The organism is Tritonibacter mobilis F1926 (assembly GCF_000376545.2).
Taxonomy (GTDB): domain Bacteria; phylum Pseudomonadota; class Alphaproteobacteria; order Rhodobacterales; family Rhodobacteraceae; genus Epibacterium; species Epibacterium mobile.
The window spans coordinates 2,255,281-2,280,080 of record NZ_CP015230.1 but is presented as its reverse complement, the minus strand read 5'-3'; the positions used below and the strand labels follow the sequence as shown (position 1 = coordinate 2,280,080).

The window sequence follows — 24,800 nt, the reverse complement described above, 5'->3', positions numbered from 1 at the left end:
AACTATGGAGTGTCGTCAAGGGTGACGGTTCAGTCAAATTTCCCATGTTTGGCGGCAGCGTCCGCGTATGCTTGCGCAAATGCCTTCAGGAAGACGTCCAACATGCCGTGCTCTGCCTCCGAGGCCTTCTTGTCCCAGCGCGCGACATAGCTGTCCCATAGTTTACTGCGACGGCTGCCGCCCAGAAGCGCGCGCCCCTCTTCGGATGATTCGATTTCTTCAGGCGATAGCCCCATGAGAACCGCAGCAAGCGCAGGTTGCAGCGCAGCAAAAACGGCCTGCTGATGCCCGCGCAAGTCTGCAAGCGCGGAGGCAAAGCTCTCGGGCCCCTCCATGAAGCCTTCGCGCGGGGTCAGAAACATGGTGTCCATGGCTTGATGCGGATCGGGCAGGAATTTCAAAGGGTTGTTGCCATGGGCGTTGCGCATGGTGCGCTCGCCACCTTTGGTGAACTGTTTGACGCTGGCACGATCTTGCAACATGCGCATGATCTCTCCCGTGGCCGAGGACACCGCTTGCCCAAGCGCATGAGCGAGTTTTTCAGGATCAGCGCTGCCCGCGAGTTGTGGATCAAGCCCCGCGCCTTCGCAAAATGCACGTAAAACAGCCGCGCCATTGTCGACTGCGGCCGCCTGCGCCGGTGGGGCGACTGCTGGCATCGCCTGACTGGGAGGCGGCGCCGGGGTGGCTTGCGGCGGATGGGCGGGAGAGGCCGGCGAGGGCATCGGCATCGGCGCAATGGGCGCTTGTCCTGCCGCTTGTCCTGCGGCTGGTTCGGCGGGCGGCACATAAGGTGACGGGGTCGTTGGCGGCGGTGACGGGATGGGTGGTGGTGTGGCAGGTGCCGCCTGCGCCGGTGGCATTTGTGGCGTGAGTTGCAGGAACTCTTGTGCCACGTCATCAAAAGCATGTGCGCTGGCAGGTGCGCGTGGCAATGGGTTGACCGGATCTTGCGGCTGCAGCCCCAAATCCCATGGGTCAGCCTCTTCGTCGCTCGTCCCATAGCTGGGCTGTGGTATTGCAGCAGGCTGCACGCCAGCGGCCCCGCTCTCCACCGCGATGATATAATGCCCGACCACCAGCCGTTCACCGCCACGCAGCTGAACCGCTCCTTGGATGCGGTGATGCTGCCCCTGCATAAAGGTCCCGTTGGTCGACACATCTGTCAGCCAATAGGCACCATCATGAAAGCTCACATCAAAGTGATGCCCGGAGACGTGCCGAGACGGATCGGGAAGCACCCAATCCATGGCACGGTTGCGCCCTACGTTGATGCTGTTTTCCTGCAGCGTGATCCAGGCTGGGCTGCCGTCCTGCAGCAGTTCAAAATTTTCCAGTCGCAGGGTCAGTGTCATAGTCGAATTTGGTCTCGTGTCACGTTGGGGCTACCCCGAATATGTGGTTGGGGTGATTAGAAGGAGCGAAAGAGCGGGGCTGCAAGGTCAATAAAACGGGCGAGCTGGATGGGCCGATTGTTCAGAGCCGCGCCGCTCAGGCACGATAACACGGCAGAGTTGATTGCACGAGGTGCCCGGTGTTCGGGAACCTGTGCGGGGTCGTTGGGGGCAATGCTGCCGCCAGACCATGTGACCGCCAACCCCAAAAAGACTGCAGGGCTACGTACCGGTGCATAAAGAGCCTCACGCGCGGTGCGAAATCGGTTCTCGTCGTCGGGGTAGGTGGTCCATGTTGCAACAAGCTCCATCATGTGCCGATCATTGGCGCTCAGTTCGCTGGCCGCATGCCGCAGGCACTCATAGCCCCACCAGATCGCCATCTTTGGTTTTGCCGCAAATGCCGTGAATGTCACCGCATCCTCTGGCGTCGTTGATGCACGCAGGCGCATCAAAAACGTCAAACCGTCCTCATTGTCGCGCGGGTGGTTTTGCGTCAGCCGCCCAAGTTGCGGCATCTGGCGGTATAGCTCTGTCGGGATTTCGTTACGCAAGGCCGACAGCGGCGGCTGCGTTTTATCAAGGTCATCGTTATCCGAGGACGGCTGCCCGGCGGGAGAGTTTATTTCATTCAGGTCTGAGGTCACGGCGGTCGTTGTCCAAAAAGCTAGGGGCCGGGGATCTGCAAAATACAGGGGCGATGACAAGGGCGATGAAAAGAGCTGTTGCGACATGCGCTTGGCTGAGAATGCTGCTCAATTTGTATCGTTTGTACTCGAACACGCAAGGGGGAGAGAACGGCGGACGGTCTCCTCTACGTTGTGCTACTGTCAAAAGATCCGATCTGCAGACAGCTGCTGGCGCTCCGGCATCACGCGCACTGCTAGGTTGCTTGGCTTTGGAGGTTTGCGACCATAAGTTGCTGTCGTGGGGTCATCCATGGTGGTGAATATCAATATATAACAATGAACTAACGGTCTTATTGGGGTTTGATGCGCGGCCCGCGATGGTGTCGCAAGGGTAAATAATTGGTTAAGTTTCACCGTTGTTTTATTGACATATCTCCTTAACTTGCTTTTTTGCTCGCTATTGGTGCGGCGCGAGCCGCCTTCTCGCCTTTTGCATAGTTTCTAACGTCTGGTATTTTAATGCGCATTCTTCTGCTCGGAACCACCGCCATTTATGCTGGCCTCACGGCCCAACCTCTTGGATCTCAGACTTGGACCAACGGTGACGGCTCCGCTTTGTGGGGGGATGCCGGGAACTGGGACGGAGGTGACGTTCCCGATGACGCAAGCAGTGGCGTCGTCTTTGATGACGCGGGCGTGGACAGTGCAGTCGGCCTTGCAGATACGGGTGGAACTCAGGATACTTTCACCGTCAACTCGCTCGACATCCAGACCGGGACGCAGTTGTCGGGTGGCACCCTTGTACTCGATGGAGTGGATCCCGCCGTAAACGTCGCAGCAACTGCAACAGGGTCAGCTTTTGCCTCTGATATGAGCCTGCGCCTGCGCGCCAACGCGGTCTTCACCATGTTGGCTGATTTCGTCTCCGAGGCGACAATTACTGCCGAGGGGGACCAGCTTTTAGAGGTGAATGCCGGAGCAGGCACTACGACTCGGCTTGCCGGGGCGCTTGAGGAAACAGGCGGCGCGCTTGGGGTGGAGGTGAGCGGCGGCGGGACTGTCGTGATGGAGGCCGAGAACACCTACACGGGTGCGACGGAAGTGACGTCCGGCACGCTTTCGGTGACGGGGGCTGGAACCTTGGCGTCGACGGACGTGAATGTCGCCTCGGGCGGCACGCTGACGACGGATGGCGGCGCGCTGGCTGCTGGCACGGAATTGGGCAATGCCGGTACTGTGACGCTGGGTGGTTCGGAGACGATCGCGCGCCTGAACGGGGCGGGCACCACTGAGGTGACTTCCGGCACGTTGACGCTGACGTCGGGACTATCAACTGTGGGTGGAGAGATCTCCGGGGCCGGCGGTCTCACGGTGAATGGCGCGACAGCGGACGTCACGCTGACGGCCGAGAACACCTACACGGGTGCAACGGATGTGACGTCTGGCACGCTGTCGGTGACAGGGTCTGGAACTTTGGCGTCGACGGACGTGAGTGTTGAGGAAAACGGCACGCTGACGACGGATGGTGGCGCGCTGGATTCTGGCACGGAACTGGAGAATGCCGGTGAGGCCACGCTGGGTGGTTCGGAGACGATCGCGCGCCTGAACGGGGCGGGCACCACTGAGGTGACCTCGGGCACGTTGACGCTGACGTCGGGACTATCAACTGTGGGTGGAGAGATCTCCGGGGCCGGCGGTCTCACGGTGAATGGCGCGACAGCGGACGTCACGCTGACGGCCGAGAACACCTACACGGGTGCGACGGATGTAACGTCTGGTGAGCTGTCGGTGACGGGGTCTGGAACTTTGGCGTCGACGGACGTGAGTGTTGAGGAAAACGGCACGCTGACGACGGATGGTGGCGCGCTGGATTCTGGCACGGAACTGGAGAATGCCGGTGAGGCCACGCTGGGTGGTTCGGAGACGATCGCGCGCCTGAACGGGTCTGGCACCACTGCGGTGACCTCGGGCACGCTGACGCTGACGTCGGGAGAGTCTGAAGTTGACGGTGCGATCTCCGGGGCCGGTGGTCTCACGGTGAATGATACGGGGCAGGCTGAGGATGCGGCTGTCACGCTGACGGCCGAGAACACCTACACAGGCGCGACGGATGTGACGTCCGGCACGCTTTCGGTGACGGGGTCTGGAACCTTGGCATCGACGGACGTGAATGTCGACTCGGGCGGTACGCTGACGACGGATGGCGGCGCGCTGACTGCTGGCACGGAACTGGAGAATGCCGGTACCGTGACGCTGGGTGGTTCGGAGACGATCGCGCGCCTGAACGGGTCTGGCACCACTGCGGTGACCTCGGGCACGCTGACGCTGACGTCGGGAGAGTCTGAAGTTGACGGTGCGATTTCCGGGGCCGGTGGTCTCACGGTGAATGATACGGGTCAGGCTGAGGATGCGGCTGTCACGCTGACGGCCGAGAACACCTACACAGGCGCGACGGATGTGACGTCCGGCACGCTTTCGGTGACGGGGTCTGGAACCTTGGCATCGACGGACGTGAATGTCGACTCGGGCGGTACGCTGACGACGGATGGCGGCGCGCTGACTGCTGGCACGGAACTGGAGAATGCCGGTACCGTGACGCTGGGTGGTTCGGAGACGATCGCGCGCCTGAACGGGTCTGGCACCACTGCGGTGACCTCGGGCACGCTGACGCTGACGTCGGGAGAGTCTGAAGTTGACGGTGCGATTTCCGGGGCCGGTGGTCTCACGGTGAATGATACGGGTCAGGCTGAGGATGCGGCTGTCACGCTGACGGCCGAGAACACCTACACAGGCGCGACGGATGTGACGTCCGGCACGCTTTCGGTGACGGGGTCTGGAACCTTGGCATCGACGGACGTGAATGTCGACTCGGGCGGTACGCTGACGACGGATGGCGGCGCGCTGACTGCTGGCACGGAACTGGAGAATGCCGGTACCGTGACGCTGGGTGGTTCGGAGACGATCGCGCGCCTGAACGGGGCTGGCACCACTGCGGTGACCTCGGGCACGCTGACGCTGACGTCGGGAGAGTCTGAAGTTGACGGTGTGGTATCGGGGGCCGGCGGTCTCACGGTGAATGATACGGGTCAGGCTGAGGATGCGGCTGTCACGCTGACGGCCGAGAACACCTACACGGGTGCAACGGAAGTGACGTCTGGCACGCTGTCGGTGACGGGGAGTATCGCCTCCTCAGCAGTAACTGTCGGGGTCGATGGAAAACTGGGTTTCGATAGTGCCACTCAGTCGACGATTGGCGCATTGGACAATGCTTCTGCAGCCGCAGACAAAGGCGTTAATCTAGCGGCAAACACACGTGTGACCGTGAGCACGACCGCTGGTTCGGGCGAATTGAAGAACAGCGGGACGATTTCACTTGGAGACGGCGCCACGCTTGAGGCTGAGACGATCGACAATGAAGACGGCGGAACGATTTCGCTGGGCGAAGATGCGACGCTGAGCGGGACAGGTAACACACTGAACAACGGCGGTATTATTACCGTTGGTGACGGTGGCACCGTGCAGGATGCGGGCGATATCAATAACGAGGCAACCGGGGAGATTACCTTCACCGGTTCGGGCACGCTCAACGCCGATACAAACAATGATGGCGATGGTCTGACGAACTCCGGCACGATCTCGACCACTGCTGGTGGCAATGACACGCTGACGCTGGGTGATGGCAGCAATGATACCTTCACCAATGCGGCTGGCGGCACGTTTGCGATTGGTAACAGTGATATTGTGACTGGATCCGGCACAACCATGGTGAACAGCGGTATGGCGGGTTCGAACGCGACGATCACGCTGGGCACCGGTTCATCGCTGAGCGTTGCGGGTCTGACCAACGGCGCCCATGGGGAGATCACCAACGCAGGGACGATCTCCAGCTCTGGCGGAGCGCTGGTGAATGCGGCGGATGCTGTGCTGACCAACGCGGACACTGGGACGATCCAGAACGGGATCCAGAGCGCCGGCACATTCTCGAACGCGGGTCAGGTGAATGGCGCGGTCGAGGTGACGGGCGGCGCGACCACCAACACAGGCGTATTCGGCGGCACCACCTCCGTCTCCGGCGGCACGCTGAACAACGACGGCGGCACCCTGACCGGGGCGGTTGATATTACCGGCGGTGCGGTGACGAACTCTGGAACCTTTGCCGATACGACCACGGTGACGGATGGGTCTTTGAACAATGACGGCGGCACCTTGACGGGGGCTGTGTTAGTCGAAGCGGGTGGTGAACTCACCACCAGCGGCATTGTCACGGGCACGCTGACGAACGCCGGTTCCACCACTGTTAGTGGTGGAACCGTTACGCATCTGGACAACGCGGGCAATGCCACCGTAAGTGGCGGTGAGGTTACGGATCTCGACAATACGGGCAATGTTACGGTAAGTGGCGGTGAGGTTGCAGACCTCGATAACACGGGCAACGCCACCGTGAGTGGCGGTGTTGTTGCGGATCTGGACAACTCCGGCAGCGGCGATCTGACGATTGGGGCTGGCGGCACGGTCACCACGCTGAGCAACTCAAGCACCGCGAGCAATGCGGGTGACGTCGGTACGCTCACCAACTCGGGTGGTACATTCACGAATACGGGGAACGTTACCGGTACCAGCTCTGTGACGGGCGGCACGTTGGACAACGACGGCGGTACCCTGACCGGAGATGTGACGGTTGGGACCAACGGCACGCTGACCACGAGTGGTGATGTGCAGGGCACGATCGAAAATGACGGCATCACCACTGTTAGTGGTGGAACCGTTACGCATCTGGACAACGCGGGCAATGCCACCGTAAGTGGCGGTGAGGTTACGGATCTCGACAATACGGGCAATGTTACGGTAAGTGGCGGTGAGGTTGCAGACCTCGATAACACGGGCAACGCCACCGTGAGTGGCGGTGTTGTTGCGGATCTGGACAACTCCGGCAGCGGCGATCTGACGATTGGGGCTGGCGGCACGGTCACCACGCTGAGCAACTCAAGCACCGCGAGCAATGCGGGTGACGTCGGTACGCTCACCAACTCGGGTGGTACATTCACGAATACCGGCACGGTTTCCGGTAGCACCACCATCACCGACGGGACCGTCACAAACAACGGCGGCAGCTTTGGCGGTGATGTCACCATTGAGGGTGGTGCAAATGCCACGCTGTCTCTTGAGACCGACACAGCGATCAATGGCAATGTGGTCAATAACGGCACCATTGAAGCGAACGGCAGCGGCTCGATTTCTCTTGATGTGACGGGTGGTCACAGTCTGACCAATACGGGCACCCTGAATGGGGGCACGCATGGCCTGGATATCACGGCGGATGAGATCTATCTGAGCGAGACCTCGATTGTGGGCACCGGTGTGAATCTCATTGGTGATACGACAAATGAAGGCGTGTTGAATCTAGACACCGATCTCGTTGGTGATCTGACCACGGTTGACGGGTCCCAGTCGGATATCGTGGGGGACGTTGCGGGCAACGGCAATGATGTGAATGTCGAAGGGGGTTCTCTCGGGGTTGCGGATGGGGTTGCCTTTACAGGCATAGGTGCCCTGATCAACGAGAGTGACATCACTGTTGGAACGGGCGCCACGCTTGAGGCTGAGACGATCGACAATGAAGACGGCGGAACGATTTCGCTGGGCGAAGATGCGACGCTGAGCGGGACAGGTAACACACTGAACAACGGCGGTATTATTACCGTTGGTGACGGTGGCACCGTGCAGGATGCGGGCGATATCAATAACGAGGCAACCGGGGAGATTACCTTCACCGGTTCGGGCACGCTCAACGCCGATACAAACAATGATGGCGATGGTCTGACGAACTCCGGCACGATCTCGACCACTGCTGGTGGCAATGACACGCTGACGCTGGGTGATGGCAGCAATGATACCTTCACCAATGCGGCTGGCGGCACGTTTGCGATTGGTAACAGTGATATTGTGACTGGATCCGGCACAACCATGGTGAACAGCGGTATGGCGGGTTCGAACGCGACGATCACGCTGGGCACCGGTTCATCGCTGAGCGTTGCGGGTCTGACCAACGGCGCCCATGGGGAGATCACCAACGCAGGGACGATCTCCAGCTCTGGCGGAGCGCTGGTGAATGCGGCGGATGCTGTGCTGACCAACGCGGACACTGGGACGATCCAGAACGGGATCCAGAGCGCCGGCACATTCTCGAACGCGGGTCAGGTGAATGGCGCGGTCGAGGTGACGGGCGGCGCGACCACCAACACAGGCGTATTCGGCGGCACCACCTCCGTCTCCGGCGGCACGCTGAACAACGACGGCGGCACCCTGACCGGGGCGGTTGATATTACCGGCGGTGCGGTGACGAACTCTGGAACCTTTGCCGATACGACCACGGTGACGGATGGGTCTTTGAACAATGACGGCGGCACCTTGACGGGGGCTGTGACAGTCGGAGCGGATGGTGAACTCACCTCCAGCGGCATTGTCACGGGCACGCTGACGAACGCCGGGACCACCACTGTGACGGATGGAAGTGTTGCGGATCTGGACAACGCGGGTAATGCCACCGTGAGTGGCGGTGTTGTTACGGATCTCGACAACTCCGGCAGCGGCGATCTGACGATTGGCACAGACGGTACGGTCACCACGCTGAGCAACTCAAGCACCGCGAGCAATGCGGGTGACGTCGGTACGCTCACCAACTCGGGTGGTACATTCACGAATACGGGGAACGTTACCGGTACCAGCTCTGTGACGGGCGGCACGTTGGACAACGACGGCGGTACGCTGACCGGAGATGTGACGGTTGGGACCAACGGCACCCTGACCACAAGTGGCACTGTAGGGGATGTCAGAAACTTCGGAACCACAAATGTGACGGATGGTACAGTCGACTCTGTGAACAACTACAAGACTGTGAATGTGTCTGGCGGTACGGTCGACGACCTAACGAGCCGTAGCGGCAGCGTGGTTAATGTTTCTGGTGGTGCGGTCAACAATCTGAAGGGTCGTAGCGGCAGCGTGGTTACTGTTTCTGGGGGCGTCGTTGATGACCTGAGTGGTGCGGGCACGTTTAACGTGGAGTCCGGTGGTACCGTAACGGAAATGACCGTCAGCCTTGGCTCTGCAACAAATGCGGGAACTGTTGGGTCGGTTGGGGTCCATTTGGGTACGCTTGCCAACTCCGTTGGCGGTCAGGTTACGGGAACTGTCAATCTGACCGGCTCTTCAACGCTGATCAACAGCGGAACCATTGGCGGCGCGATTACAACCCTCGGAGGCAATAGTATTACCAATACCGCCTCTGGCGTTATACAGGGCACCGTTAGCGTGACCACCGACTCCACTCTCACGACAAGCGGCACAATGTCAGGGACCGTTTCCAACGCGGGCACCACCACGGTAGAGGGCGGCACGGTTGCTGATCTGGACAACAGCGGTACGGTGACGGTGAACGATGGCGTGGTTGCTGATCTCGATAACAGCACGGGGGGGCAGCTCACGATTGGCGCAGATGGTGAGGTTACAGTTCTTGCCAATGCGGGCACTGCGAGCAATGCGGGTGAGGTGGGTACGCTGACCAATAGCGATGGTACCTTCACCAACACGGGCACGGTCACGGGCACCAGCACGGTCGCCGGTGGAGATTTGGTGAGCAGCGGTACGCTAGGGGGCAATGTCTCCGTTGCAAGCGGTGCTGAATTGTCGACCAGTGGCACCATCAATGGCACAGTGTCCAACAGCGGCGTGACCACCGTAACCAGCGGGACGGTGGCTGGGCTGGACAACAGTGGCACCGCGACTGTCTCGGGGGGCAGCGTTTCTGACTTCGACAATAGCGGTACCGCGACAATAACTGATGGTGTCGTCGCGGATCTTGACAATGGCGGCTCTGGTCAACTGACAATTGAGGCCAATGGCGAAGTCACAGTATTGGCGAACGCTGGTACTGCAAGCAATGCGGGCGAAATCGGTACACTCACCAATACCGGTGGGACACTCACCAACACCGGAACCGTGACGGGGGTAAGTACCGTCAGTGGCGGTACCGTTGAGAATAGCGGCACACTGACTGGAAATGTCGACGTTGCCGCTGCTGGGACATTGAACACCAACGGTACGGTTGGTGGCACGATTGACAACGATGGCACGGTGACCGTCGGCGGTGGTACAGTTGCGGGGTTGAATAACACAAATACGGCAACTGTGAATGATGGGGTCGTGGCAGCGCTGACCAACAGTGGCACGGGCCAATTGGTGATCGATACCAATGGTAGCGTCACAACGCTGAGCAATGCCGGCACTGCCAGCAACGAGGGCACGGTTGGGGCGCTGACCAATAGCGATGGTACCTTCACCAACACGGGATCGGTCACTGGTGATGCGACCATCAGCGGTGGGTCTGTCACCAACAGCAATACCATTGCAGGGGCCACAGTGTTGAGCGGAGGTAGCCTGGACAACTCCGGCACGCTTGGTGGTGCGGTCACCAACAGTGCTACGCTGGTATCGACCGGAACGATCAATGGCGATCTGACCAATCAGGGCAATGCCACGGCAAGCCTGAGCGGCACAGTGAGTGGCGCGATCACCACCCAAGACAGCGCCAGCGTCACGGTTAATGGTGATTTGGACAGCGTGACCTCGATCACCCATGGTGGCAGCGGAACATTTGCGATCAACTCCGGTACAACGACGCTTGCGGGTGCGGGCGCAGTTACAAACTCCGGCAGCTTCACGCTGACCTCTGCGACCTTGGATGCAACCGGGGATGCGGTTTTTGCCAACACTGGTTTCGCGAACCTGAGCATTGGCGCTGGCGGCAATCTCGATATGGATCTGAACAATGACGGAACTGTTCAGATCGCAGATGGGGGCTCTGTCGGGGGGACGTTGCAAAACGGCTCTGGCGGTTCGGTCAATCTGGACGGCTCTGTTGGTGGCGATTTGTCAAACGCGGGTACCTTGGATCTGAGTGGCAGCGTGGCGGGAACCCTCGGCAATACCGGAACCCTCACGGTTCACGGCGCTTCGACCGTGACCGGGACGCTGACGAATGCGGGAAGCATGTTCGTCAATGATACGCTTGCACATGGCAATCTGACCAACTCCGCGAGCGGACCCGCATGGTCTGACACGATGCTTGTAACGGATGCCGTGCTGCGGGTCTCTGGCAGTGGTGCCCTTACATCGGGGACCCTGACCAACAGCTCTTCGATTGGTCTGAGTGATGGTGCGACCATCACCTCTGCGGTCATCAACAGCGGGACGATTATTGCCGACGGGAATGTAACCGGGGCGGGTGACTTCACCCATCAAACGGGCGCAATTCTCGATCTGGGTGATGACGCCGGGGACGATGTGTTTGTGATCGCTGGCGATGCGGTGCTGAATGGGACGATCGAACTCGACATCACCCTCGAAGGCGAGGAACTGGTCGGCGACCAAATCCAGGTGGCAGGTGCGGTATCCGGTAACGCGACCTTCAACTTCAATTTGACGGATGCAGATGCGGTTGACCTTTTGGGCACCGTGAACGTGCTGAGCTACGGCTCTGGCCAGTTGGACAGCTATTCCGTGAACGGCCTGCCCAATTCTGGGGCTGCGGTCTTTGCGTTGGTCAACAATACTGACGCTGATGCCTATCAGTTGCAAAGTGGTGCCAACCCGGCGGTTGGCGGTCTCGCCACGGGGCTGGCGCTGACGCAATCGTTGATCGGCAGCGTTGTGAACCGCCCGACAAGCCCGTTTGTAACAGGGCTTGCGGTGCCGGGGGATGAGCCTTGCGGATTTGGCACATGGAGCCGGGCGACCGGTGGTCGCGCGACAGCATCCGGTTCGTCAGAAACGGCGCTTGGGACTTACAACAGTGAGCTGACCGCGAATTATCACGGGATGCAGATCGGTGCGGATTACTCTTGCTTTGGCGGGGCCTTCAACGGTTGGGATCTGAGCTTTGGTGGTGTTGCCGGTTACAACGGCGGTACCACGACGCAGCCGGTCTATTTCTTTGACGCAAATACCGGACAGGTGAACACCGACGTGCTGACCAGCACCAACCGGACCAGCTTCTCTCAAAGCTATGGCAGCGCCTACATCGCGGCCTCGCGCAGCTTTGCCAACAGCGGCCGCGTGCTCTTTGCCGATGTTCAGGTCCGGGGTGACAAGACCGCGTTTGATCTCGACAATAGTGTGAATGCAGCGGCCTTGGATGCTGTGCGGACGCTGACCGGCGATGCGACGCTCACGGCCGAAGACCTGAGCTTTGGCGTGAAAGATCAATCCTACGACAGCAAGGGCGTCACAATCGGGGCCTCTGCGGGCCTGTCTATTCCGCTGAATGAGGCAAAAGATCTGCGTCTGGTGCCTACACTGGGCTTCTCTTTGGCAAATATTGAGACAGATATGCTCTATTTTTCCAATGGTGAGTTGGAGATCGAAGATATCGAGAGCCGCGTGGGCTTTGCCGGGCTGACACTTGCGAAAACAAAGATCGCACCCTCCGGAACGGCAGCCTTCAACTACTTTGCCACGGCCACAGTCTATCACGATTTTGGGTCGCCTGCGGTGTCGAACTTCTACCTCTATGAGTCCGGCACCACAGACCGCAGCGGTGATGTGTTGAGCAGCTCCAGTAGCAATCTGGGCACGTACGGCGAACTTAGTCTTGGGATGAACTTCACCAAAATTTTGCAGCCGGGGAGCGCGATGCCGGGGCGTCAGCTGGACACGTCCGTCCGACTGGACAGCCGCTTTAGTGACAAGCTTGATAGTTGGGGGCTGACGGCGCAGTTCCGTATTCAGTTCTAGAATATTCCACTGGGACGTGTTGACCGCAGGGAGGGAGGCCTTAAAGGTTGTTTCGTTTCCGCACGGGGCTAGGGTCCTTGTTAAACAGAAGCGATTGAACAGCACATGTCGAATTTCAGTAAAGTCGCGTGGAAAGAGGGGCTCTTCCTTCAACCACATCATCTACAGCAAGCAGACCGCTATCTGGAACACCAGTTGCGGGAACGCACGGCGACCATCACGCCCTATCCTTGGGGGGTGAGCGAATTACGGTTTGATCGGGATTTGGCGCAGCAGGGAAAGATCGGCCTGCGTGCAGTGGCCGGGATCATGCCCGATGGGATCGCTTTTGACGCGCCCGGTTCGGTGCCGTTACCGGTTCCGGTATCGGTGCCCGAGGATGAAGCGCAGGGGCTGGACGTGTGGCTGACTTTGCCAGATGCAAGCGTCAGTGGGCAGGATGTGTCGCCCGCTGCTGCGGATGCGGCAACACGCTACGTTTTGGATGCGGAGACGGTGGTCAACAACGCCTCCAACAGCCGTTCAGAGCATCTGGTGGAAATTGCGCAACCCCGGCTGGAACTGGTGCTGCGCAAAACGCCGCGCCCCGGATACCAGAACATCCGCCTTGGCCGTATCATCGAGATGCGCGATGGCATCGTGACGTTGGATGATACTGTTCCACCCGTTGGGTTGGTGACGCGCGTGCATCCGGCCTATGAGGGGTATCTTAGCCGTGTGATTGGCTGGATCGAAGCAAAACTGGACACGCTTGCCCGGTTTGCTGCTGATCCGACCTCTGGCGGCGGTATGCAAGCGACGGACTACCTGATGCTGATGGTGTTGAACCGGGAGTTGCCGGTGCTGCGGCATATGCAGGGACTCGCCAATCTCCACCCGGAGCGGCTCTATGAGAAACTTCTGGCACTGGCTGGCGAGCTTTCGACCTTTGATCATGGCGCGCGCAAGGCACCGGATTATGCGCGCTACGACCACCAGGCCAGCCGCAGCGGCTTCACAGCGCTTGTGCAGGATATCCAGCAATTGCTGGCCCGTGACGTAGGGCGTGCAGTGCGCCTGCCGCTCAACGAGGTGCGTGCGAATTCTTATGCGGCGCTGGTCAACGACCGCAGCCTATTTGCCAAGGCTACATTCGTGATTGAGGTCTCCTCCGGGTTGCCGCTGACACAGGTACAGCAGGAATTCCCGCGCTTGTGCAAGGTGGGACCGTCGACGGCGATGAAACAGATCGTCAGCAACAACTTGCCGGGGATTGGATTGGTGCATCTGCCCAATCCACCGCGTCAGATCCGTGTGGTGTCGACCAGTGTCTACTTCCTGTTGGATAAATCCTCGGATCTGTGGCGCGAGTTCTCCACCGCACCGGCCATCGGCATGCATTTTGCGGGCAATTGGCCTGATATGAAACTGGAATGCTGGGCAGTGCCAGAGGGGGCGTAATGTCGGACGACGACGACAAGACGGTATTTGGTCAGCCGATCTCACCTGTGTCTCCGCCGCGATCCGCGCCGGAAAAAACCGTGTTCGGGCAACCCAAACCTCCGCCAGCGCCGGGCGGGGGCTATGCCCCTCCGTCGCCGGATGATACGTGGCACCGTGGGCCGCTTGCGCCGCAGCCCCAGCCTGCGCCAATGCCTGCGGCGCAACCGCCGCGCCCGGCACCACAGCAGCCCTATTACACGCCGGGCACCGGGCAGGCAGCAGCCGGGAACGGGATTTTCCCCGAAATCGGACAAGCACCGCAGCACCAGCACGCCCACCAACAGCCTCGGATCTCTCTTGCCGATGCGTTGAACGCCAAGGGCAGCGGCGCCGGCAAGTCCTCTAACCCCCTGATCGCGGCATCTGCGGATCTCTTGGTGTTGCTGGGACGTTTGCGGACCGGATTGGTCGAAATGCAGGCGGGCCCACTGATTGACCACGTCACCCGCGAGATTGACGGGTTTGAACGCCGTGCACAGGCCGAGGGGCTGCCGTCGCAGGATGTGCTTGACGCGAAATACGCGCTGTCGGCAACCGCGGATGATATCGTGCAGAACCTGCCCGGAGCCAATCGCGGCATGTGGCAGGAATACTCGATGGCGGCGCGGTTCTTCGGTGATCGCTCGTCCGGCGTGGGGTTCTTCCAGAAAATGGATGAGGCCATGCGCGCGCCCGGCCAACGGTTCCATCTGTTGGAACTGATGCTCACCTGTCTGTCGCTCGGGTTTGAGGGACAATACAGAGCCATGCCCAACGGCGCGGTGGAAAGCGCCCGCATTCGTAACGCGATTTACGAAACCCTGCGCCGTGTGCAGCCTCGTCCCGATGATGATATTTCGCCGCGTTGGAGCGCGGTTCCCATGGGCGGGCGTCGCAATCAGGGCAAACTGCCGCTTTGGATCGCATTGAGCCTGTCGGCAGTTGTGGTGACCGGGCTTTTTGCAACGCTGTCGACCGTGCTGACCCAACAAAGCGCTGAGGTGCGGGACGGCATCCTGGCGCTGCACCGTGGTCAGCCAAGCATTGCAATCGAACGCACGCAACCCGTTGTGCGCCCCTATGAAGCACCACCGAGCACGCAGATGGAGCGTCTGTCAGCCGCGCTGGAGAGTGAGCTGGAAACCGGTCAGATTGAACTCGATCGGACCAACGATTGGGTGCTGATCCGGGTGAGCGAGGCGCTGCGGTTCCGCTCCGGCTCCGAAGATCTGACCAGCGATATCGACTCTTTGATCGCATCGGCTGCGAAGGCGCTCAATGCAGAGCAAGGGCCGATCCGTGTCGTGGGTCACACCGACAGTGTGCCGATGTCCGGTCGCGGGCGGTTTAAATCAAACGAGCAGCTTTCAAAGGCGCGCGCACAGACCGTTGCTGACCTTTTGGCGGCACAGCTTGAGACCCCTGATCGCATCACGGTCGAGGGCAAAGGCCCGGTTGATCCGATCGCAGACAATGGCACCCGTGAAGGCCGCGCCCGCAATCGGCGCGTCGAAATTCTGATCCCGAGAGAGAACTGATATGCGCTGGTTCTTCAACCTCTTTAGCCAGATGTTTCGCTGGATGAAAAAGCCTTGGGCGCGGGTGGCATTTGCCATCCTTGGCGTGCTGGCATTGATCGCCGCGATCTGGTTTGGCTTTCCGATGACGGGCTTTGCGCTGGCCGCATCGATCTGGTTCCGCGCCATGGTTATTGGCATCTTCCTTGCGGTTCTTGCGCTGGTTTATGGCATCCGCTGGCGCCGCCGTCGCCGCCGCGCGCAGGAACTCGAAGACAGCTTGCTGCATGAACCCGTGGGGGATGCCTCCGTCCTGACGGAACGTATGCAAGAGGCGATGGCGAAGCTGAAAAAAGCGGGCGGTAAGAACTATCTCTACGATCTGCCATGGTATGTGATCATCGGTCCTCCGGCAGCCGGGAAAACCACGGCGCTAACCAATGCAGGGATCGAGTTTCCCGGCCAAGAGGCACTCCCGGACAAGGCGCAGGGTTTTGGCGGGACGCGCAATTGCGATTTCTGGTTTGCCGAAGATGCGGTGCTGATTGATACCGCCGGTCGCTATACGATGCACGACAGTGACGCCGCAGCGGACAAGGCCAGCTGGGACGCGTTCCTTGGTTTGTTGAAAAAGGGCCGCCCGGATCAGCCGGTCAATGGCGTGATCCTTGCGTTTTCAATCGAAGACATGATGTCGGGCTCCAGCGAGACAATCGCGGCGCATGCGGCAACCGTGCGGGCGCGTCTGGCGGAAATCCACGAGGTGCTGCGCATCGACTTCCCGGTCTATGTGCTGTTCACCAAAGCGGATCTGGTTGCAGGCTTTAGGGAGTATTTCTCCAGTTTCAGCCTGAGCAGACGCAAAGCAGCTTGGGGTGTGACCTTTCAGACCAAGGACCGCCAGCTTGATACCTACAAACAAGCGGGCACGGAATTCGATCTGCTCCTGAGCCGTCTCTCTGATGAGGTCATCGACCGCATGAATGAAGAGCCGGACGGTGCCAGCCGTATCGCGATCTTTGGCCTGCCGGGTCAGATGGGAATGCTGCGCGACAATATCTGTGAATTCCTGCGGGTGGTGTTCGAACCAACCCGCTACAAGACCAATGCCATCCTGCGCGGGTTCTATTTTACCTCTGGCACACAAGAGGGCACGCCCGTCGATCAGGTGCTGGGCGAGATGTCCCGCAACAGTGACAGCAGCGACATGTTCCAGCCCGCTTTCATGTCGGGGAAGGGCAAATCCTATTTCTTGCACGACCTCATCAAAAAGGTGATTTTCGAGGAACGTGATTGGGTCGGGTATGATCGCATCGCGATGCGTCGCACCGCTGTTTTGCGCAGTGCTGCGTTGATCTCCATTGTGCTTGCCACGCTCGGCACCGTCGGGGCTTTTGGCTATAGCTACTGGCAGAACGCGACCCTTACCCGTAGTGCGGAAAAGGATGCGGTGGCGTTTTTTGATGCGGCTCGCAACGAGCTGTCACGTTCAGTGATCGACGACAGTGATCCCTCTGCAGTGATGCCATATCTGCAGGATTTGCGAGATATGACCACCGGTTACGGAGACACGCGCGAGCCCAGCTTCTGGGAAGGTATGGGGCTTTCGCGGTATCAGGAATTGTCTGGTGCGACAGAGCGAGCATACTCCGACGGGCTGGAGCGTATGTTGCGCCCGCGCCTGATCCTGCACATGGAAAACGCTATTCCGCAGCTCATCGCGGATGAGGAAACGGCGGAAGTCTACCGCGCGCTCAAGGTTTATTTGCTGCTTGGCGGTGAAGGGCAGGGCGACGCAGAAGCCAATGATGCGGCTGTGGTGAACTACTTTGAAACGCTGTGGCGCGCGCAGTTCAATTCCACCGGGCAGTATGATGAGCGCGAGCAGTTGAAGGCGCACCTTACCGCTATGTTGGCGCTGGATGGGGATCGCAGGCCTGAAATTGGGATTGACCCGGAAATTCTGCGTAAAGCCAGAGAATCTATCGTGAATCTTCCGCTTGCCGATCAGGCTTATGCCTCGATCAAGGAACGCGTGGCGACCTCCGGTATCGCCGACTTCAACTTGGTGGAGCGCCTGCAAGGAAATGTGCAACAGGTTCTGGACACCACCGATGGCGCGCCGCTGAATACGGTCGGGGTGCCTGCGCTTTATACCTTTGAGGGGTATTGGGGCTATTTCCTGGAAGAGTTGACCTCTGCGCGCAGCCGCCTGCGCGAGGATCAATGGGTGTTGGGCGAGGCTGCAACGCGCGTCGGCTATGACACCCAGCTTGCGGGTCTTGAGGGCGAGCTGCACCGGATGTACCGGCTGGAATTCACGGCAGCATGGAAAGAAATGTTGGCGCGGATCGGCCTGAAAAGCATGTCCGAAGATGCACCGCAATATGCGGCCCTTGCGGCGGCGTCTTCGCCAGTGGGGTCCCCGCTCCTCAACCTCGTGCAGGCCATCGAGAGCGAAACCCGTCTGGTGCGTCTCTATGAGCAACTCGACAACCTTGACCCAGCTGCGGTTGCTGCCTCTGGCGGCGATTTGAGCGCCAGCATGGGGGATGCGGTCTTTAGCCGGATCTACAGCCAGTCCGGCGTGTTCCAGCGGGTCGCAATGGACAGTTTCCGCAACAGCAGCAAGGTGCAGGCGCAGGCCGGGGCCGCTGGTCAGGCGGGCGCTGAGGATGTGCAACGCCGTCAGGTGGAGCGGATTTCCAACGATTTTGCCCAATGGCATAGCCTGCTTAAAGGTGAACCGGGTCAGCGTCCTATCGATATCGTCCTCGCGTCGCTGGGGGATCTGCGTGAAAATCGCCGTCAGGCGGCAGTCGCGCCGACGCCTGCAGATGAGGTGATGTTGAACGAGACGCTTCTTGCGCTCACCATGAACAACACAGCCTTGCCCGCACCGCTGGCTCGTCTGCTCAATGAGGCCGAAACGGAGTTCCGTTCTGAGGCGCAGGATGCATCAATGGCGCAGCTCAACCGGGCGCTTAACGATGATGTTAGCCAGTTTTGCCGCGATTTCATCGCGCCGCTGTTCCCGTTTGGGGGCGGCCGGCATGTGTCGCCTGCGGTGTTTGGTCAGTTCTTCGGTCCCGGTGGGCGCATGGATCGCTATTACAGCTCCTATCTGCAGCCACATGTGATCCGCACGCCGGATGGCTTGCGTCCCGCACCCGGTAGCGCCATTGGGCAACGACTGTCCCCACAGACCTTGCGTCAATTTGATAATGCGCAGGCGATCCAACTGGCTTTCTTTGCCACGGGGGCGCCGGAACCCGAAGTGGGGATGTCTGTGATTCATACGGATTCATCGCCTTCGGTCGAGCTTGCCGTGTTGTCCGTGAACGGTGCCTCCGTGCGTACCCAGCCCGGCAGCAGCCCGGCAGCGCTCTCTTGGCCGGGGCAATCCTCTGGTGTCTCGGTCCAGCTGTTCCCTGAAAAACGCAACCGCGATTCCACCCTTAGTTTTGCGGATGGGCGTTGGGACATTGTAAACTTCTTGCGCCGTGGGCGCGCCAAGGTGACGGGCAATGTTGTGGACGTGCGTCACGAAATCGGCGGGCGTTCCATCAACTACCGGATTGAGTTTGACAGTACCACGGTACCCTTCCTGATGCCGGAGCTGACGAATTTTTCCTGCCCGATTTCGCTGGAGTAACGCCTATGACAGCCCAAATTGGACTATTGGGAAAACACCCGGGATATGGGGACTTCCTGCGCGCCAATGTCGAGACATCTGTCATTGAGCATTTGGAGACGTGGTTAGAACAGGCTCTGGCAGAGATCCGTGACCAGCAAGGGCAGGCGTGGCCCGCGTTCTGGCAACAGGCGCAGGATCTGAGGTTCTGGATCGGGCGCGCGGTGCTTGGGCGCAGTTTGATGGGGGTGATGCGGTGCTCTCAAGATCGGGCCGGGCGGCGCTACCCGTTGATTTTGATCGCTCAGGGCGCCGCGGTCGCAGCCCCGATCACGGATGGCGACCAGTCGGCTTATGAGGCGCTTTCGGCGCATTTCTCGGCGATGCAGCCGGGGCAGGGTGGGTCTGCCTTGCTGGATGGGTTGCAATTACAACTCCCTGAGGAGGATGAGGAAACCGCCCGCACCGGAGACACTCTTTGGGCGCATCAGCCCAATGGTGACCTGGCCGCGCTGTTAGACGCTGCGGGCGGGGCAGATGCAGAACGCGCATTGCTCAACCGTAGTTACTGGTGGTCTCCTGCGACGGAAACAAAGGCCGCAGTCTGGCTTGGCTGTGCCGGTCTTCCATCTGCTGCGGCATTGCATTGGCTATTAGCCGGAGCACCTCTTGCGCGCGAAGGGGCCGAGTGATGACAAATGCGCTGAAGTTCGGGTTTGAGACAGGCCTTGCAACGGATGTTGGGTGTCGCCGCGAGATCAACGAAGATTCACTGCTCGCCCGTCCTGACCTTGGCTTGTGGGTCGTCGCGGATGGCATGGGCGGTCACGCTGCCGGTGATTTTGCAAGCCAGACCATCGTGCGATATCTCGACACGGTAGGCTGCGCTGTCTCGCCAGAAGATCTGGTCGCGCGGACAATGGAGCGGCTGCATCGGGCCAATGATGTGATCCGGGCGCGCAGTGCGGAGCTTGGTGGCAGCACCATTGGCGCAACTGTTGTGATCGTGCTGGCGCATGGGCCGACGTTTTCCTGTATCTCGGCGGGCGACAGTCGCGTGTATTTGCACCGTGCGGGGCAATTGGTGCAGCAAACGCGCGATCACACCGAAGTCAACGCATTGCTGGCGGCGGGAACCATCTCGGAAACAGAGGCCGAAAACTGGCCGCGCAAGAATGTAATCACCCGCGCTGTAGGGGTCGATGACACTGTGAAATGCGACCAGATTCAGGGGCAGCTGCAATCGGGAGATGTGTTGCTGTTGTGCTCAGACGGCCTGACAGAACATATGAAGGACCACGAGATTGCACAGTGTCTTGCCGCTCTGCCGCCGCAACAGGCCTGCGATGAATTGATCCGCGAAACGCTCGCAAGAGGTGCGAAGGACAATGTCACCGTGGTTGCACTCCGCTGTACTCAGGCCCCAATTGGTGAGGTCGATGCATTGGATGAAGATGTCCTGGATGACCTCGCATGAGTGATGCAGATAAGCCCGAAGACGACCTCACGCCTGAGGTCCACGACGAGGATGACGAGCGAACGCGCCTGATCGCTGCTGATCCTTCATCGCCTCCGGCACCGATGCCGTCTTCGCCGTCCGTCCCAGAGGGGAGTGAGGCAACCGAGTTGCAACCGGTCCCTGCGCCGACGACAACTGAGATCAAAGATCCGGCACAGATCACCCTGGCTCCGGGGACGGTCATCAACAATAACTACCGAATCCAAGCGGCGCTCAAGAGTGGCGGCATGGGCGAGGTCTATCGCGGCGTCGAGGTCGGAACCGAAGACCCCGTGGCGATCAAGGCGATCCGCCCGGATCTGATCCGGGATGCACAAGCCAGCGAGATGTTTCGCCGCGAGGCGCGTACCCTGCGTCTGCTGCACGACGATGCGATCGTGCGCTATTACAACTATGTTCATGATCGTGATCTGGACCGTTATTTTCTGGTGATGGAGTTCATCGACGGCATTCCGCTGTCCGATCACATACGCCAATATGGTGCGTTACCTGCTGCGGCAGGGCAGACGCTGATTGAGCGTATCGCCAACGGGCTTGCCAAGGCGCATGCCAAGGGGGTGGTGCACCGAGATCTTTCTCCCGACAACGTTATGCTCGCCAGCGGTATCATTAGCGAGGCGCGCCTGATCGATTTTGGCATCGCCAAGGCGCAAACCCTCTCGGAAGGGACCATCGCCGGGCAATTTGCCGGAAAATTCAAATATGTCGCGCCGGAACAGCTGGGCCACTTCGGGGGACAGATGGGGGCGGCGGTGGATGTCTACGGATTGGGTCTGCTTGCTGCGGCTGCGTTGCGGGGCAAGCCGCTGGATATGGGCAGCTCCATCGTTGAAGCGGTCGAAGCACGCCGCAAGATTCCTGATCTCAGTGATGTTCCGTCGCAGTTTCGCCCGCTCTTGTCTCATATGCTGGAGCCAGATCCCACCCATCGCCCCGCCACGATGCGCGATGTGCTGAACTATCTGGAAAACCCCTCAGCAATTCCTGCGCATTATTTTCAAGATGGTTTCACTCCGCACAATATTGGACAGGCTGGCGCAACAACGGCGTCACATTTGTCGCTGCCACCGCAAGGGACTATGACCGGGCTACAGGTGCCAACACCTGCCCATACATCACATGTCTCTGCTTACCCTACGGCGCAAACTATTGCCCCGAACCCATTTCAGGAGGAGCCACCCAAACGCCGGAATGGGGTGTTGTGGGCGGGGTTGCTTTGTGTGGTGGCTGCCGGTGGCGGCTGGTACGCGTGGCAATCCGGGGTACTCAATGTGGGTGCAGAGCAACAAACTGCGGCGCAGGAGGAGAACACATCGGCTGCCTCCAATGGTGATCTCCCTTCGGTTGCGGGTGATACCAGAGAGGGGTTCCTGGCATTGCTCGACACCGGAGCGTGTAGTTTCAGCACACGGCTGTCTACAGGTCAGAATGCGGGTCGGATAGAAACATATTCGACCACCGATGGCGGCTTTGAGGGGTTACCTGCGGCCTATGAGGAACGGTTTGGCGCACGGCCATCGGTGTTGCCTCGCGAGGTCAATTCTGAGCAATGCAGTGCGTTGGACTTTGTGCGCAGGTTGCAAGGGCGTTGGCCGCACCCGATTGGTCTGTCACTCTCGGCCGACGAGGTTGAAAGCGGCGCGGCCCTGCAGGCGCGGATAAACAGTCAGGTGGGGCGGCCTGTTTGGGTGGCGCTCGTAGGTCCCAATGGAAATCTCTACAATCTGACACAGCGTCTCAGCAGTACCGGTTCTGGAGGCTATACGCTGGACTTTGGGCTGACACTGGCGCAGGGAGCCGAGGCTGCACCGCAGTTGATCCTTGCGGTGTCCAGCAGCACGCCTCTTACCCGTGCGGCCTTGTTGCGAAACGGCAGTTCGAGCGCGCGCGTCTTGCCAGAGATTCTCGATGAAATCCGCAGTAAAAACCTCGAAGCCAGCGCGGCCCTTGCCTATGTGCGCCTCAACCCGGTTTCCGAAGCATCGCCGGAAGATACGGGTGAGGTTCCAGATCAGGAATAGCAGGCACTGTGCTGCGCCTGCTTCCTATTTGTCAGTTGGGGCCGTGCTAAGGCGCGATGGATTTAAGAGTGCTCATTCTTTTGGAATGTCGCGTCGATCCACTCCTTTGGGCCATCGTCAAGAGTGAGCGGTTCCAACCCTCGGCCTCGAACCTCCAGATAGGTGGTCCGCTCAGCATTCTCTTCCAATAGCTTTTGATAAAACTCTGAGAGCGGAGATTTTCGTTCCAATAGGTGGATTTCCCATTTGCACTGATGCTGAGAGACAAGCGTCTTCAGGCGGTCCGTTGCGGCATCACAGACAATGCACAGCGCCAAGTCTCTGACCTTAGGTTTCAAAGCGCTCAGTGCCGAGATGATGTTGTCGTCTTTTTCAAGAGACAGCACGATTATAGGCACGCGATCCTCGGAGGATGCAAGAGAGAGCGGCGGGATAGTCCTCAGCGCTCCCTTGTCGGTTTTGCCCGCAGTCCTGCGCTCGGTCTTGAGGGTTTGCAACCACGCGGCTGGTCTGGGGATCACATAGCGTGAGATATTATGCGTCTCCGCGTAAGTGGCAATCTGTGCATCTGCAGGGATGCCCGGATCGCACTCTGCAAAAGAGACTGGAACAGTTTTGGTGTGAAAGGCGCAGGCTGTTGTCGCAGGGATATGTACGCATCGGCGGCGGATCAGTTCTCGCTCCAATGCAAAGCTGCTGCTGGCGGGCTGCGACTGGGCATCCCCGGTCGCTTGAACCAAGAGTGTGCCTTCGACACAGACCATGCCCATGCCTTTGGTTTGCGCCAGTTCGGCGACCATGCGCGCGGTAAAATCAGTGGGGTAGATGATCTCGTCACTACATGTGACAAAGACCGCATCTTCAACCTGACCCAAACCCCAAAAGCGTCCAACCTCACTGAAGTCCGGGGTTTCTTCGCTGATGGTATATTTGATTTTGTCAAACTTATTCAGGAAGCTCGGTGCCTCGGAATATCCTGCGAGGTAGACGAATAAACCGTCTACCTGCGGCAAAAGAGACATGACGCTTGCGCGTAGCGCCACTTCATTTCCCGACGTTGTCGAAAGACCTGCATAAATACCGGTAGTTTGCGGGAGGCTGTGTTTGACGCTCTCCAAAATTTGCTGAGTGTACGACCCTTGATCCGCACTTGCTTTCAGCCCTTTTTCAAACAGGAAAACAGGTGCGTCGCCATATCTTCGAGTTTTGCGATACCCAAAAGGACGCAGCAGTGCCTCAATCTCGGCAAGCGCCTCAAGTGATGCGGGCTGAACAGCGACCATCGGCTGGCTGTGTTCCAAAACGGCGGTGGCACCACGCAATACGTCCGCTTCTGTTCCGCTAGGGGCGAGGCGTATCAAATCGACATGTTGATCAGCCAGATATGTATCTAGGGTCGCAACATGTTCGCTAGTGCCCGACGCAGGTTCCGCACCCAGTGAGACCTCGTGCGGTTCGACCTGGGTTGCCATGTCATTCAGCGCGATGTTTTGCTCGAGTGTGCTGAAGACCTGCGGGTCTGCTTCAAAACAGATGGTACGCGCGCCTGCGATAAGGGCGAAAAACAGGCTGTAATTGCCAATATCGGCCCCCACATCCACGATGCAGGGGGACTCGGGCAAAAGTGCGGACAGCTCTGCGAGCATTTGCTGCTCATAAAATACGCCGTTCTCGCGAATGGTGCGTTGGACATGATCGGTTGTCGTGGGCAGGCTCAGCGCAATATCCACATTATATGCGGTGAAACGCTTTATCGACTTAGTGGCGGCGGTATTCGCGCGGCCGCCTTTGGCGTGTTTTGATATTGCTTGCGAAGAGGTCATAAGGCCCATTGGTC

General features: G+C 59.5%; 10 protein-coding genes. 7 read left to right on the top strand and 3 right to left on the bottom strand.

Features of this window, described 5'->3' with window-relative positions; translation table 11 throughout:
* Positions 1 to 29 precede the first annotated feature (29 nt).
* Complete coding sequence (gene tagH, locus K529_RS10760) at positions 30 to 1,355, bottom strand: type VI secretion system-associated FHA domain protein TagH (RefSeq protein ID WP_046002090.1); 1,326 nt, start codon at positions 1,353 to 1,355, stop codon at positions 30 to 32.
* 56 nt (positions 1,356 to 1,411) lie between these two features.
* A complete protein-coding gene (locus K529_RS10755; protein WP_040643336.1) occupies positions 1,412 to 2,041 on the bottom strand; it encodes a DUF6931 family protein in 630 nt (209 codons plus the stop codon).
* 501 nt (positions 2,042 to 2,542) lie between these two features.
* On the opposite strand from K529_RS10755, the gene K529_RS10750 reads away from it, so the two are divergent.
* The 7 genes from K529_RS10750 to K529_RS10720 all read left to right on the top strand — a co-directional run bounded on the left by K529_RS10750 (position 2,543) and on the right by K529_RS10720 (position 22,963).
* Entirely contained in the window at positions 2,543 to 12,811 is a 10,269-nt protein-coding gene (locus K529_RS10750; protein WP_065317479.1) for an autotransporter-associated beta strand repeat-containing protein, read from the top strand.
* Positions 12,812 to 12,916: 105 nt separating this feature from the next.
* A complete protein-coding gene (gene tssK, locus K529_RS10745) occupies positions 12,917 to 14,251 on the top strand; it encodes a type VI secretion system baseplate subunit TssK (RefSeq protein ID WP_005638310.1) in 1,335 nt (444 codons plus the stop codon).
* Positions 14,251 to 15,810, top strand: coding sequence for a type IVB secretion system protein IcmH/DotU (gene icmH / locus K529_RS10740; protein ID WP_046002620.1), 1,560 nt, complete (start codon positions 14,251 to 14,253; stop codon positions 15,808 to 15,810). Before tssK ends, icmH begins: the two co-directional genes overlap by 1 nt.
* A 1-nt stretch (position 15,811) precedes the next feature.
* Positions 15,812 to 19,444 (top strand): type VI secretion system membrane subunit TssM, encoded by a 3,633-nt coding sequence (gene tssM / locus K529_RS10735; protein ID WP_005620924.1) that lies wholly within the window; start codon positions 15,812 to 15,814, stop codon positions 19,442 to 19,444.
* A gap of 5 nt (positions 19,445 to 19,449) precedes the next feature.
* Positions 19,450 to 20,115, top strand: a complete 666-nt coding sequence (gene tagF, locus K529_RS10730) for a type VI secretion system-associated protein TagF (protein WP_005620926.1) — start codon at positions 19,450 to 19,452, stop codon at positions 20,113 to 20,115.
* On the top strand, positions 20,115 to 20,900 hold the full coding sequence (locus K529_RS10725) for a PP2C family protein-serine/threonine phosphatase (RefSeq protein ID WP_005620928.1): 786 nt from the start codon (positions 20,115 to 20,117) through the stop codon (positions 20,898 to 20,900). The genes tagF and K529_RS10725 overlap by 1 nt, the downstream gene beginning before the upstream one ends.
* Positions 20,897 to 22,963, top strand: a complete 2,067-nt coding sequence (locus K529_RS10720; protein ID WP_005620930.1) for a serine/threonine protein kinase — start codon at positions 20,897 to 20,899, stop codon at positions 22,961 to 22,963. Before K529_RS10725 ends, K529_RS10720 begins: the two co-directional genes overlap by 4 nt.
* A gap of 62 nt (positions 22,964 to 23,025) precedes the next feature.
* Here the strand turns inward: K529_RS10720 and K529_RS10715 are convergent, their stop codons facing one another.
* A complete protein-coding gene (locus K529_RS10715; protein WP_005620932.1) occupies positions 23,026 to 24,795 on the bottom strand; it encodes an FkbM family methyltransferase in 1,770 nt (589 codons plus the stop codon).
* Positions 24,796 to 24,800 lie beyond the last annotated feature (5 nt).

Coding starts and splice junctions, on each gene's coding strand:
- tssK (WP_005638310.1), top strand. CDS start 12,917: ATGTCGAATTTCAGTAAAGTCGCGTGGAAAGAGGGGCTCTTCCTTCAA.
- K529_RS10725 (WP_005620928.1), top strand. CDS start 20,115: ATGACAAATGCGCTGAAGTTCGGGTTTGAGACAGGCCTTGCAACGGAT.
- icmH (WP_046002620.1), top strand. CDS start 14,251: ATGTCGGACGACGACGACAAGACGGTATTTGGTCAGCCGATCTCACCT.
- tagF (WP_005620926.1), top strand. CDS start 19,450: ATGACAGCCCAAATTGGACTATTGGGAAAACACCCGGGATATGGGGAC.
- K529_RS10720 (WP_005620930.1), top strand. CDS start 20,897: ATGAGTGATGCAGATAAGCCCGAAGACGACCTCACGCCTGAGGTCCAC.
- K529_RS10750 (WP_065317479.1), top strand. CDS start 2,543: ATGCGCATTCTTCTGCTCGGAACCACCGCCATTTATGCTGGCCTCACG.
- tagH (WP_046002090.1), bottom strand. CDS start 1,355: ATGACACTGACCCTGCGACTGGAAAATTTTGAACTGCTGCAGGACGGC.
- K529_RS10715 (WP_005620932.1), bottom strand. CDS start 24,795: ATGGGCCTTATGACCTCTTCGCAAGCAATATCAAAACACGCCAAAGGC.
- tssM (WP_005620924.1), top strand. CDS start 15,812: ATGCGCTGGTTCTTCAACCTCTTTAGCCAGATGTTTCGCTGGATGAAA.